Annotated in this window: 11 protein-coding genes; 9 read left to right on the top strand and 2 right to left on the bottom strand. The window is 31.5% G+C overall.

Features of this window, described 5'->3' with window-relative positions; translation table 11 throughout:
* Positions 1 to 21 precede the first annotated feature (21 nt).
* Complete coding sequence (locus SD960_RS10400) at positions 22 to 453, top strand: response regulator (protein ID WP_318802758.1); 432 nt, start codon at positions 22 to 24, stop codon at positions 451 to 453.
* A gap of 62 nt (positions 454 to 515) precedes the next feature.
* Here the strand turns inward: SD960_RS10400 and SD960_RS10395 are convergent, their stop codons facing one another.
* Positions 516 to 3,719, bottom strand: coding sequence for a PAS domain-containing protein (locus SD960_RS10395; RefSeq protein ID WP_318802755.1), 3,204 nt, complete (start codon positions 3,717 to 3,719; stop codon positions 516 to 518).
* Between the two features lie 247 nt (positions 3,720 to 3,966).
* On the opposite strand from SD960_RS10395, the gene SD960_RS10390 reads away from it, so the two are divergent.
* From SD960_RS10390 to SD960_RS10365, 6 genes are all read left to right on the top strand, one after another.
* Positions 3,967 to 4,296: a hypothetical protein gene (locus SD960_RS10390; RefSeq protein ID WP_318802754.1), complete on the top strand. Its 330-nt coding sequence runs from the start codon at positions 3,967 to 3,969 to the stop codon at positions 4,294 to 4,296.
* A gap of 256 nt (positions 4,297 to 4,552) precedes the next feature.
* A complete protein-coding gene (locus SD960_RS10385) occupies positions 4,553 to 5,392 on the top strand; it encodes a hypothetical protein (RefSeq protein ID WP_318802752.1) in 840 nt (279 codons plus the stop codon).
* Positions 5,393 to 5,600: 208 nt separating this feature from the next.
* Positions 5,601 to 6,875: a type VI secretion system tube protein TssD gene (tssD, locus tag SD960_RS10380; protein ID WP_318802750.1), complete on the top strand. Its 1,275-nt coding sequence runs from the start codon at positions 5,601 to 5,603 to the stop codon at positions 6,873 to 6,875.
* Between the two features lie 2 nt (positions 6,876 to 6,877).
* The gene (locus tag SD960_RS10375) at positions 6,878 to 7,444 is read left to right on the top strand and encodes a hypothetical protein (protein WP_318802749.1); all 567 of its coding nucleotides are present in this window, start codon (positions 6,878 to 6,880) and stop codon (positions 7,442 to 7,444) included.
* Between the two features lie 171 nt (positions 7,445 to 7,615).
* The gene (locus tag SD960_RS10370; protein ID WP_318802747.1) at positions 7,616 to 8,326 is read left to right on the top strand and encodes a hypothetical protein; all 711 of its coding nucleotides are present in this window, start codon (positions 7,616 to 7,618) and stop codon (positions 8,324 to 8,326) included.
* Between the two features lie 197 nt (positions 8,327 to 8,523).
* Positions 8,524 to 8,856, top strand: coding sequence for a hypothetical protein (locus SD960_RS10365; protein WP_318802745.1), 333 nt, complete (start codon positions 8,524 to 8,526; stop codon positions 8,854 to 8,856).
* Between the two features lie 35 nt (positions 8,857 to 8,891).
* Here the strand turns inward: SD960_RS10365 and SD960_RS10360 are convergent, their stop codons facing one another.
* Positions 8,892 to 9,155: a SemiSWEET transporter gene (locus SD960_RS10360; protein ID WP_318802743.1), complete on the bottom strand. Its 264-nt coding sequence runs from the start codon at positions 9,153 to 9,155 to the stop codon at positions 8,892 to 8,894.
* Between the two features lie 410 nt (positions 9,156 to 9,565).
* Here SD960_RS10360 and SD960_RS10355 point away from each other — a divergent pair, with 410 nt between their 5' ends.
* A complete protein-coding gene (locus SD960_RS10355; RefSeq protein ID WP_318802742.1) occupies positions 9,566 to 10,783 on the top strand; it encodes a response regulator in 1,218 nt (405 codons plus the stop codon).
* Between the two features lie 19 nt (positions 10,784 to 10,802).
* Positions 10,803 to 14,375, top strand: coding sequence for a response regulator (locus SD960_RS10350; RefSeq protein ID WP_318802740.1), 3,573 nt, complete (start codon positions 10,803 to 10,805; stop codon positions 14,373 to 14,375).
* Positions 14,376 to 14,387 lie beyond the last annotated feature (12 nt).

Raw genomic sequence — 14,387 nt, 5'->3', positions numbered from 1 at the left:
AATTATACCATTTCGATATATATGACAGATTTAACCGTATTCTATACAGATGATGATGAAGATGATTTAAGCATCTTCGCCGATGCTGTTGAATCATTGCCTAAAAAAATTGATCTTTTAACTTATAATGGCGGAGAGAAATTATTAACGGCAATCTATAATCCGCCGCCAACTCCGCACGTTGTTTTTTTAGATTTAAATATGCCTGGTAAAAATGGTTTTGATGTTTTGGCAGAACTTAGAAATTCTGAAGAAAAAAAAGACATTCCAATTGTTATTTTCTCTACTTCAAATGAGCCGGGTATTATAGAAAAATGCCGTACACTTGGCGCTAGTTTTTTTATTACCAAGCCAGTTTTAATGAAAGATATTGTAAAATCTATAGAACACGCTCTGGAAATTGACTGGAAAAACTTTGTTCCCGGACCTAAAAACTTTGTTTATAAATCATAAACACATAATATAATAGATAAAAAAAACACCAAATTCAAATAGTTTTTTGGTGTTTTTTTATTTTATTCCGGTAAGTAAATTTCAAAAGTTGCTCCTTTGCCTTTTTCGCTATGTGCGCGAATGATACCTTTGTGGTTTTCAACGATTTTTTTAACGATGGCTAAACCAATTCCGGTTCCGGAGAATTCGCTTTCGGTATTTAATCTCTGGAAAACCTCAAAAATTCGCTCCTTATATTCATCAGCAAAACCAATTCCGTTGTCAGATATCGTAAGATGATAATACATTTTATCCGGATAATCAACTGGGATTTTTGTTTCGTAGCCTTTAATTTTCCGCGCCTTAATTTCAACATACGGATTTTGTCCTTTTTTAGAAAACTTCAAAGCATTCCCGATCAAATTATGCAGTAACTGTCTAAACTGAAAAGGAATAACAGTTGCTTCTCCCAGAGGCTTTAAATCAATCACTGCATTCGTTTCTTCAATACGTTCAGAGAAATCACTAATAACTTCTTCGGCAATTTCATCCAGATTTACTTTTACAAAAACCCTGTCGGCCGAATTTGTTCTGGAATAGGTTAGGAGATCCTGAATTAAAGTCTGCATTCTTTTTGCCGAAACTTCGATACGGTTTAAATATGTTTTGGCTTTCGCCGAAATATTTTGTTCATCCAAATCAGAAAGGCGACTGGCAAAAGTTTGTATTTTTCGTAAAGGTTCCTGTAAATCGTGGCTGGAAATGTAGGCAAAAGATTGTAATTCAATATTCATATTAATCAAATCCTTGTTTTTTTGCTCCAATTCGGCCGTACGTTCGTATACCTGTTTTTCGAGATTTTCGGTAAAATTTTTCTGATCCTGAATATCTGTACTTGTTCCAACCCACATTTGTATATTTCCCTGTGCATCTTTTTGCGGAATTGCACGGCTTAATTGCCAGCGATATTGACCATCATAACGACGAAAACGATGTTCTAGTAAAAAGTCTTTTCCGGTAATAATAGCATCTACCCAAACTTTTATATTTTCTTCACGATCATCAGGATGAACAATTTGCAGCCAGCCATTTTTTTCGATGTCTTCACTTTTAAGCCCCGAATAAGAATAAACCGACTGATTGAAATAATTTATATTTCCCAATGAATCACTTGTCCAGATATGCTGTGGCATAGAATCAGCAAGAAGTCTGAATTTTTCCTCGCTTTTCATTAATATCTGATGAGCATTTTTTTCATCGGTAATATCTATAATAGTACCAATCATTTTTGCGGGCTCGCCATTTTCATCAAAAAATATTTTCCCGTGCGCTTTTATCCAGCTAACCGAATTATCGGGTTTGATAATTCTTGATTCGTATTTATAAATGCTGGTCGTTAGTGCAATCTCATATGCTTTTTCTAAGATAGGCCTGTCATCAGGATATATCATAGTCAGAATTTCCGGTCTTGTTACTTTTGTTTCCTTTTCAAGACCAAAAAGCGAAGGCAAATTTTCAGAATAAATTAATTCCTGTGTTGGTATATTCAGGTCCCAGGTTACGATTTCGGCAATTTCGGCGGCCAAACGCGCTCTTTCTTCTGCATCTTCAACTTTTTTTCGCGCTTCAACTTTATCTGTAACATCATTAACAGTGACCATTACACCAGATACTTCGCCATCTTTTTCAAACAAAGGAGTATATTGATAGTCAAGATAAAATTTCTGCAGTTTTCCTTTAATATTAACATAAGCAACAGCTTCTTTTTCTTTTATAATCTTTGCATTATTTACAACGTCGTCAAGCAGTTCCGGATATTTTTGTTCGGCCAGTTCCGGGAAAACTTCAAGAATTGGTTTTCCAATAGTTTCTTCTTCCGTTTTTTGCCAAATAACATGCATCATTGTGTTATTGGCCATTTCAATAGTGTGGTTTTTTCCTCTAAAAATAGCCATTGCAATTGGCGATTGCATAACCAGTTTTCTAAAAGCGGCTTCACTTTCAGATATAAAGTGACGCGTTTTTACAGTTTCTGTAACTTCATAAGCGGCAACAATAACGCCCGAAATAGTATCGTTTTCTTCTTTTAAAGGATGAAAAACCAAATTAAAATAACATAATTCCTGTTTTCCGTAACGATTTAGCGTTACCGAAAATTCATCTGTAAAATAAGGATTTCCAGTTTCAAGAACATTCAAAAGAAGTGGCTCAGTACTTTCTTTGGCCTCAGGAACAGAATTAAATAATGGTTTGTCCAGAATATCATTTTCCTGCTTATCAATAATTTGTAAATAGGTAGGATTGGCCATATCTACAATCAGGTCTCGACCTTTTAATATGGCAATACCAAGCGGTACTTGCTGCACTGTATTTCTAAATCTTCTCTCACTTTCTTCGATTGTATTTCGCGCAAGTACCTGTGAAGTGACGTCAAGGGCGAGAGCTACAATACCAGAAATAGTCCCATCTGGTTCTTTCAAAGCTTCATATACAAAGTTTATATATACATCTTCAATTTTTCCCTCACGGGGAAGTTTAACCAGATGTTCATGTGCTTCAAATTTTTGCCCGGTTTTATAAACATTTTCAAGAATAGTTTCTAAGCCCTGTCCTTTGGCCTCCGGAAGTCCTTCAAAAATGGGTTTGTTCACTACTTCATTTTCTTTTCGTCCCCATAATTCGAGCATAAGCGTATTTGCAATTTCAACTACATAATCAGGACCTCTAAAAACACACATGGCACTTGGTGTTTGCAAAATGTTATTGAGATAGCGGGAATTGCTGTCTTCTAATTTCTTTACTAATTTTACTTTTTCGGTTGTTTCATTACAAATAACCAAAACACCTGCGGGTTTTCCGGATTCGTTATTTACGGGACTGTAACTAAAAGTCCAGTAAACATCTTCCATTCTTCCGTTACGATATATAGGCAATAGTTGGTCTTCGTGCCAGGTTGCTTCACCTTCTAAAATAACCTGATCGATAAGAGGTTTTATAAAGTCCCAGATTTCCGGCCAGGAATCAACTCCTTTTTGGCCTAAAATAGAAGGATGCTTGCCATCATTACCCAAACTTGGCCGATAAGCATCATTATAAAAACAAATATGCTCGGGTCCCCAAAATAAAAACATTGGAAATTTTGAATTTAATAAAATTCCTAATGTTGTACGCAGACTTTGCGGCCATGTTTCGACTGAACCTGCAGCAGTTTTACTCCAATCTTTAGCACGGGTTAATGCTCCCATTTCGCCTCCTTTCGAAAGGAAATCCTGATTCAAATCTATCATGAAAGTTTGTTTTCTTTTTTACTTTAAGTAACCAAGGTCTGTTAAAAATGTGCAATAAATATACTAATTTATAAAGAAATTTGCACAATCTTTTTAAGTGGATTAGGCAAAATGGTAATTAAATTTAATTTTTTTAATTGAGATAAAATTTAAATCTTTTGAGTTAAACGTATCTTTTTTTAATGAAGAAATTTGAATAAACAAGATTGCTAACATTTAACTAAAATATCAGGTCATGAAAAAGGAAATGTCAAAACACGAAACAGACTATATAAAGAAATATGAAGAAGATGGATATACAAGCAATTTTTTGTTCGTTAACAATTCTTTGATAGATTCAGAAACAAAACAGGCTTATAAGCCAGAAGATATAACTATTGTAGCCCATCACCGTTATGAAGGAATGAGTGATCCTGACGATATGTCGATTTTATATGTTATTGAAACGAAAGATAAAATAAAAGGAACTCATTTAATTGGATATGGACCAATGGCCGATCTGGAAGAAGCAGAATTCTTTAAAGATATTCCTGAAGAAAATTATGCTCAAAACTCAGATATAAACGAACCGATTTAGACGTTGGACTATTTTATTTTGCAGGAAAAGCAGTTATTCCGGATTAATTTCTGAATAGCTGTTTTTTTTTGTGGTTATATTATTTACGAATTGCTTTTTATTGGTAAGATATTAATTATGAAAAATCTGCCTGAAATTGTATAATAAATTGGCTGAAGATATGTACGAAATTTGAATATTATAAAACAGGAATGACAAACCTAATAATAAGATTGTACATAAAGAAGTACTAACCAATTTATTAAGCCAAACCAAAATGAAAAAACTTTACTTAAATACAGGAGAATTCAATACAATATTTAATGATTTAGCCGATAGTTTCGGAGGTGAGTTAACCACTAATAATAATGACTATAATTTAGCGATAAAATCAAAGTGGGCAAAAGGAAAAATTACAGGAACTCACTTTGAAAAAGAAATATCATATATGCATTTTGATCTTACGTTTCATAACGAAGTAAGTATGAGCATAGAATCTTTTCAGGGAGCGCCAATATTTTTTGCTTATTGTGAAGAAGGAAGCCTAACACATAGTTTTGGTGCAAATGGTGATAAAAAAAGCCTTAAAAAGCAGCAAACCGGTATTTTAAACAACACCTCTACAATTAATAGCGTTTTGTATTTTGAAAGTTTCAAACGCATTCAGTTTTCATTGATCGTGATGCCTTTGGCGGTTTCTTTAAAAGAAGAGAGTTTTGAATTGATTTCTCATTTGAAAAAAGTTTTTACAAACGAATCCGGAAATTATATTTATATCGGACAGCAAAATCCAAAAATTACCCAAAAGTTACAAGAACTTAAAACAATTCCACAAAAGGGAACGGTTAGAAGTTTGCTTCAAAAAAGCATTATGAGCACAATTCTGGATCTGGAGATAGCCCAACATAGTTATAACTATGCCACAATGATTGCCCCGTTTATGAATTTGGCAACAAAACAAATAGATGAACTAAAAAGAATTTCGAACATGAATTTTTCAGAAGTTTTATTCTCAATTGGTCTTGGACGCAAAAGTTATTTTCCAAGATTAATAAAAGAGAGATATCATACCATAAACAAGCATTATTCCCAAAATTCGCTAGCTAAAACAGCCTAATATACCTTTAACTTGTAAGATCAAAAAACAGCTTTTGTATAAGCTGTTTTTTTTTGTTTATCTCTATTTCATTCTTTTAATTTATTAGAATCGATTCTAAACGATTAATGGTGAATTGTATGAAAAAACGTATTTTATTTTAAATATTCTTTTTTATTATAAGAATTTTACTATTTTTATAAAAAATAACATTTAAACTAGAAGTGCTTTGACATCAGCAAAATTGTTTCTTTTAGGCATGGAGCGGGAATTACTATGGGTAGACACAAATTATTACAGATATGTAGCAAGAGACGGTTCGCCTAGCAGTAACCTTGAAGGAGGATTGCTTCGGTTAAGTTTTGTTTCACAAGAAAGCGATGATGTTTTTTGGCACAATATGGTCAAAAAAGTCGATCAGGAAACAGAGAGAATGGAAAAAGGAGAAATACATTTTTATAGCAAAGGAAATGAAGATAGTGCAATAAGAAAGTATAAATTTAATGATGCCTATTTGATAGAATTCTCAGAAATATTTCATTCCTGGGGAACAGAAAATATGCAAATTATTTTGACAATTTCACCTGCAATTCAAAATTATGGCTATTCACAAGATTTTGTAAAACATTGGCAGGTATCATCCTTACCAACTCAGCCCATATGTTATCAACCAAAAGAAGAAACCGAAGACCGTATTATATACATAAACGGACATTTTTATAATAAAGATGGTACTTTTGAAGGTAAAATAAATGAACCTGATTTTGAAGGAAGTGTAGAGGATGTTTATGTTTGTGATGGGAAATCAACTCAAAAAAATAAAAATGGAAATGATTTGGTGACTTATAATAATACTAAATTGTTGAAAGAAAATGATGTGAAGATTACTCATGAGAAATTTATAAATTTAGCATCAATAGCATATGGAGAGTGTTCATTAGAGTACAATTTAGATGTTAAATGGGAATTATTTGCTATCGCATATGTAAATTTTAAACATCAAAAAAATGTAGCATATGGAAAAGATAGTGCTGGGGCTATATCATTTAGAAAAAGAGAAAATAAAAAAAGGAATGGTACTGTAATGCAAACTGCTATTGCAGCAGTGATTAATGCGCTGACTAACGGCACTGATTATAGCAATGGAGCAGATTCATGGGATGGTGTAGATGTTTTGACAGGAAGATTTGATGCTAAATGGAAACAAGAAAATCATTTTAGGCAAAGAGTACATGGTAAAAGAAAAGGAATAACCGATCCTAAAAATTTGTCTCCAACTTTTTATAGTAATGTAAAAGAAGCATTACAAAATAAAATTAGCAATCCAAAAACAACTGAATCATTACAAAAAGATTATCAAAATAAACTTGACAATTTAAAAGATCTAATAATTTATAAAGAGGAATACGAAGTTGTAAACAAACAAGACAAACTTAAATACACACCTTGTTTTGAGATATTATCAACGCATGCCGGAAGCATTTTTTACAAAGAACTAAAATAATTATGAAAAAATATTATATAATATGGTTTGTATTAATTGTAAGCAATTTACTTTCTCAAAATAAAAAATATGATACAATATTGTTTAAAAATATTAAAATTGATAATAGGGAATTATATTTTGAGTATAAAAATTTCAAAGATTTAGAGATAATCTACGGAAAATTGAATAATAATTTTAAAAAAATGAATACTACGGAAAAGATTCCTTTACATTATAATTCAAAGCTTATCAATTCATTTTCTAATAGTGAAGTTTCACTATTACTGACTAAAAATAAGGCTTTTGTGGATTATTTTGATTTTGAATTATCTAAAAAAACTGGAATTATTTATTATAAAAATAAGAAAATCATATTATCTAAAAACCTGACATTATCTCAATTTAAAAAAGTTTTTAAAGACTCATATAAAAATGCATCAGGATTACCAGTGACTCCACTTGAGAGAGCCGCTTTTATATCGGCTTTTATAGTAAACAAAAAAAGGACAGGATATATTAGTTTTACATTTTACGATAGTAAATTAATCTCGTTTTTTATTTCTGATCGCAAACCTGATAATTTTTGATTATGAAAAAGTGTAATTGTCATACAATTATTTAAAAGAAAGAGAGATACAATTAAGACTTATGCTTATTATTTTAAAAATGGCAACAAATTGATTATTTTCCTGCTATTGAAAAAACGGTAATGATAAAAATTAAATTTATTTAGAGAATATAATCTAGAAAAGTAATGAATGAAAAAGAGTAACATTATTATTGGTCTTTTATTTTTTATTTTTTCTGCTTGCAATGTTACTAAGAATGATTATTTAATTATTCATTCTAATAGTAATATAAATATTCACCATTATTTTCATAAAGAAAATGATGAATATGCTAGAGTTTACGGTAGCAGTAAGGAAAGTGATTCAATAACATTTTCAAAAATAAATAATGATTTGTTAGTAAATGAATTCATATATAATCAAGAACGAAAAGAACGAATTGCCGGAGGAAATATCAGGTATATTAATTATTATACGTCGATAAAGGATATTAAATATTTTGCGAATCCAACTAGGTGTGTAAATGTAATGCCAATAGAAAATTTAGATTTCTTAAAAAATGAAAAAGAAATTGAAAATATTATTAAAGAAAACTGTAAAGTAAATAAAAATAATAACAATCAACATTTTTATAATGATTGCAATTTTAGATTACCTAAATATAATAATTTAAAGTATCTACCCGATAATGCCAAGATTCTTTCAGTTGATATTATAAAGAATAAAAATGACCAATTTCAAGAGATGAATTTATATGTCGAATATTTTGATACAAAGGTTAATTTTAAAAGGTTTTATTATTATCAAGATAAAAGGATTCTTAAAATAAAAACAATAATTACTGATAGTATTTCTAGTGATACTTTTTTGGATTCTTATTCTAAAATTAATTTAAAATAAAGTTCTGGTAAAATTGATTAATTATAAGTAAACGATCTCTTTAAAACGGAAAATAGAAGACCAAAATAAAATAGAATATAAAGAGTGGTAAATAACCAACAATTTTTAAATGATTAATATGTTGGACAAGTTTTAAAACCCACTAAAAGTTTACCAAAAAATTAATTCAAAAACTCTCAACAAAAAAAAACAATAAATTGAAAATAAAATTCATCTTACTCATACTACTTTTTTGCAGTTGCAAAAACTACACCTTCGAAGGTAATGTTCATGATTACGACACAGATAAACCGCTTAAAAATGTAGAAATTATCATTAACAATGCTATAACCAAGACAGACAGTTTAGGATTTTTTAGCTTGAAAGTAAATTCAAATGCTGCTAATATAATATTGAAAAAACAAGGTTATGCTACAAAAAAAGTATATCGAAAATCAAATGCTAAAAAAGAAACTCATAATGAAGATCTAAAGAATCCTGCCATTTATTTATACAAACGGGAAAGTGATTTTTATAACAAAATGAGATAAACATAAAACAACTTTTATAAGCTGTTTTTTATTCGTTAACTTTCCTTTTCATAATAAATAATAAAGTAAACCATTATCAAATTCAGAAATAACGAAACACTGTTGGTGATGATAATTGGCATATCATTTTTAAGAATACCATAAACAACCCAAACGGCAATTCCGAAAGTCAAAACGCTAAAAGTTAAAAGAGAAATTTGTTTTACTTTTTTTGTTTTCCAAACTTTCAGGATTTGTGGCACTACGGATATTGTTACACAGATTCCGGCAAAGAGTCCAATAATATCGGTTAAATTCATAAGTCTTTTTATTTAAATCTATTTTTTGAGGATAAATTCTCTATCAAAATTCTCAATTAAATTTAACTCTAATTTTTTAATACGCTTAACTTCAAAGCATAAAAAGAATATCTCAATTAATTCTTATTTTTTACTATTTGAATGAAAATAGCTACGTTCAAAAGTCAGATTAAAACTTGTAGGAGAAATCTAATATCTTATATATCAAACTAAAATGGAAATTCTGAAACTCAACATGGGAATTATGAAACTAATTTCAATTACGATAAAAGAGAGAACTTCTTTTTTTTTATAAATTTGAAAGTTTGAGCGAAAGTTTTTAAAAGAATAATCAACTTTTGAAAAAGTATAATCAATTTTAATCCGAATTAATTAAAATTTAATTCATAACGTTTTACTCCCCAAATAAAATGATATTAATTGTAGATGATATTCGGGCTAACATAATTGCCTTAAAAAAAACACTTGAACTGCATGATATTGAGGTCGACACAGCAGAGTCTGGAGAAGAAGCTTTAAAGAAAATCCTTAAAACAAATTATTGTCTTATTATAATGGATGTTCAAATGCCCGGACTTGATGGCTTTGAAGTAGTAAAAATTCTTTCCGGAAATAAACGTACCAAAGACATACCAGTTATCTTTTTATCGGCTATAAGCATCGAAAAAAAATACATTTTTAAAGGTTATGAAACTGGGGCAGTCGATTATATTACAAAACCTGTCGACACTGACTTACTTATCTTAAAAGTAAAAACTTTCCTTAAAATTTACGATCAGCAAAATCAATTGAAAGTCATGAAGGACTTACTTTCAAAAGAAATTAAAATTCGTAAAGAGGCTCAGGATAATTTAGAGGTTAAAATCAGCGAGAGAACAAAAGAACTGGTTTCTAAAAATGAAGAACTGGAAATGAAGAACCACGAATTACAGCAATTTGCATGGGTGGTTTCGCATGATTTAAATGAGCCAATCCGAAAAATCCAGATCTTTATTAAAATCATAAAAGAGCTTTATTTAACCACAGATGCAAAAGGAGTTGATTATGTCGACAGAACCATAAAAGCTGCCGAAAGGATGCAGACCCTGATTACAGATTTGCTTGCTTACTCACGACTTTCTTCAAAAGTTAAACCTGAAAAAACAGACTTAAATATTGTTTTACAGGAAGTCCTGTCAGATTTTGATTATTTGATAGAACGCAAATGTGCGGTTATAAAAACAAGCGAACTCCCAACAATAGACAGTATTCCGAGCCAGTTGCGCCAGGTTTTTCAGAATTTGATAGGAAATGCGCTTAAATTTTCCGGAAATGTAGAAACTCCGGTTATTGAAATCACTTCTGAACGAATAAAAACAAAAGATTTTGACAGCGAAATTGCTTCTGATGGAAAATTTTGCCGAATCACAGTAACTGATAACGGAATAGGTTTTGACGAAATTTATCTCGACCGCATCTTTATTATTTTTCAAAGTCTTAACGACCGCCAAACTTATGAAGGTACCGGAATTGGTCTGGCCATTGCCAAAAAAATTGTCGATAAACACAACGGATTAATCACCGCAAAAAGTCAATTGGGCAAAGGCGCCAGTTTTATAATCATTCTTCCCCTACAATACGAAAACTAATCAAATCGGATTATAACCTATGAAAAACAACTTTAAAAGAAATTTACTAATCAGCTCCCTGGTTTCATTACTTGTATTAATGATCAGTTCTACGGCATCGTTTATTAGTATAAAAAACTTATTGAAAAGTAACTTTTGGGTCAATCATACTCAGGATGTTATTTATAACTTAAACCAGGGTTCTGCGTCGCTTACAGATGCCCAAACCAGCATGCGAGGTTATTTAATTACAGGAGAAGAAGAATTTGTTGGCAGATACAACTCCTATGAAGCCGAATCAAATACCTATTTTGAAAAACTGGAAGAGCTTACAATTGACAATCCCGTACAGCAAAAAGCATTGGCAGAATTAAAAACACTTCGCTCTAATTTCTTTAAATATCTAAACAACCAAATTGTTAAAAAACGATTAGGAAAAAACAATACCACATTTGACTTAAATGAAGGCCGTGCCATGATGGACGAGCTTAGAAATTATTTTAAACGAATTGAGACAAGCGAACAAGCTCTTTTAAAACAACGAAACGAAACTTCAGAACGTTATGGGACGTATAGTACCATTTTAATTGTGGTTGCGTTTATTATTGCATTTTTGATTTCGGTCGTCTTTTTAATCAGAATTTTAAAAGATTACAACGAACGTTCAGAGCTTCAAAGGGAACTAGAACAAAAAGATATAGAAACCGCCCAGAGAATTGAAGTAATTAGTACAATTGCATCAAATATTTCGAGTGGTAATTATGATATTCGTGTAGACGATACCAAAGCAGATGCACTGGGAAGTGTTGGAGAATCACTGAACAGCATGAGCAGTGCGCTAAAACAGTCTTTTAGTTTATTGTCAGAAAAAGAGTGGATACAAAGTGGTGTTGCAGGTCTTAATAATGTTATGTTGGGTGATAAATCCTTGAAAGAACTGGCAAAAGATGTTATCGAATATTTGTGTCATTATACAAACAGCAGTGCCGGCGTTTTTTATGTTATAGAAGGTGATGAACTTGCTTTTACGGCAGGATACAGCTATATTCCAACAAAAAGCAGAGAAACAATTCAAAAAGGCGATGGTCTCTTAGGTCAGGCAATTATTTCGGGCGAACTTTTAGAATTAAAAACACTTTCGGCAGATTTTATTCATATAAATTATGCTTTAGGCGAAATAAAACCAACTCATATTGTGGCAGTTCCGTTGATTGACAACAGAGTAGAAGGAGCATTGGAACTGGCGAGCATTTACGGATTTTCTCAATTGCATTTAGAATTTCTTAAAACCATAGCAAATAATATTGGTATTTCCATTAAATCTACGCAAAACCGTAAACGTGTTATGGAGTTGTTAGAAGAAACCCAATCACAATCAGAAGAATTACGTGTTCAGCATAGTGAATTAGAAGCAATTAATGCCGAATTAGAAGCACAAACAGAAAAACTGCAGGCATCTGAAGAGGAACTTCGCGTGCAACAGGAAGAACTGGAGCAAACCAACGAAGAACTTTCGGAAAGAAGTGTTTTATTAGAAGAAAGAAACAACGAAATTCAAAAGAAATCAGAAGCATTGGAGCTTACAACTCGTTATAAATCAGAGTTTTTGGCAAATATGTCGCACGAATTAAGAACACCTTTAAATTCTATTTTACTTTTAAGCCGATTGTTGTCTGAAAACAATGGCAAAGGCATGAATAGTGAAGAAGTTGAATTTGCAAAAGTGATTCAGAGTTCAGGAAACAGCTTACTTGGTTTAATCGATGAAATCTTGGATTTATCTAAAATCGAAGCCGGAAAAATGGAGCTTGAATTTTTAGATGTTTCAACTAAAGAAATTACAGATACACTTTCGAGTTTATTTTCTCAGGTTGCCAAAGAAAAAGGAATCCAATTCGAAATTATGTCTAAAGATGCTCCAATTGTCATTAAAACAGACAAAATGAGATTAGAGCAAATTCTGAAAAACTTAATTTCAAATGCTATTAAATTTACAGAAAAAGGGTCTGTAAGTGTCGAAATAAAAATAAACGAAGACGATGATAAAGTAATCTGCTTTATTGTAAAAGATACAGGAATCGGAATTCCGTTAGAAAAACAACCGTTAATTTTTGAAGCTTTCCAACAAGCAGATGGTTCTACAAAACGTAAATATGGAGGAACAGGCTTGGGATTATCCATTAGTAGAGAATTGGCAAAATTACTTCGTGGAGAAATTATTCTGCATAGTAAAGAAGGAGAAGGAAGCTCATTTACTTTATGTTTACCGGTTTACGGAACGATAAGCAAAAAATTAATTGTGGATAAAGCGCCGCCGCCAATGGAAATTGCAACAGTTGAGACTGAGGAATCGAGAAAGCTACAAAACAAATATTTGTCTGCCGTAATTCCGGATGAAATTGAAGATGACAGAGATATCATTACCGAAGAAGATAAAGTTATTTTGATTGTAGAAGATGATATCAATTTTGCGCAATCACTTTTGGCATTTAGCAGAAAAAATGGCTATAAAGTTGTAGTTTCCGTTCGCGGGGATTATGCCTTAAATTTTGCCTTGATGTACAAACCTGTCGGCATTTTATTGGATATCGAATTGCCGATAAAAAGCGGTTGGGAAGTTTTGGAAGAATTAAAAAACAACAATCAAACCAAACACATTCCGGTACATATTATGTCATCGCACAAATTAAAGCAGGAAAGTTTGCTTAAAGGAGCCGTTGATTTTCTTGACAAACCGGTTGCTTTTGATAAGATTCCGGAGGTTTTTATGCGTATCGAACATATTATAACCAAAGAATCTCAAAAGGTTTTAATTATCGAAGATAACCCAAAGCATGCCAAAGCATTAGCCTATTTCTTAGAAACTTATAATATTAATTCTGAGATAAAAAGCGAAGTTGCTGAAGGCTTAAAAGCGTTGAATAAAACAGAAGTTGATTGTGTGATTCTCGATATGGGAATTCCGGATAAACAAGCGTATCAAATTTTGGATGGCGTTAAAAAAAGCCCTGGATTAGAAAATCTTCCCGTAATTGTGTTTACTGGAAAAAGCCTTTCGCTTAAAGAAGAAGTAAAAATTAAGAAATATGCCGATTCTATTATCGTAAAAACAGCCCATTCTTACCAAAGAATGCTCGATGAGGTTTCGTTGTTTTTACACTTGGTAGAAGAAAATAAAGGTCCAAATGGCAAAAAAGAAAGCTACAAAAAACTAAATTTACTAAACAATATTTTACATGATAAAAAAGTATTGATAGTAGATGACGATGTTCGTAATATTTATTCCTTAACAAAAGCGCTCGAAGTCTTTAAAATGAATGTAATTACCGCATTCGATGGTAATGACGCCATAAAGGTATTAGAAGAAAATCCCGATACTGATATTGTTTTGCTGGACATGATGATGCCCAATATGGACGGTTATGAGACTGCCGAAAAAATCAGAACAATTCCTAAATTCCTGACCTTGCCCTTAATCGCCGTAACAGCAAAAGCAATGACAGGCGACAGAGAAAAATGCATTAAGGCAGGAGCATCAGATTATATTACAAAACCTGTAGATATAGATCAGTTATTGTCGCTATTGCGTGTGTGGTTATACGATAAAATTTAATGCAAAATTGCT

Origin of the sequence: Flavobacterium sp. MMLR14_040 (assembly GCF_033657265.1) — a bacterium.
In the GTDB taxonomy this organism is placed as follows: Bacteria; Bacteroidota; Bacteroidia; order Flavobacteriales; family Flavobacteriaceae; genus Flavobacterium.
This window is presented reverse-complemented; position numbering and strand designations above follow the sequence as displayed.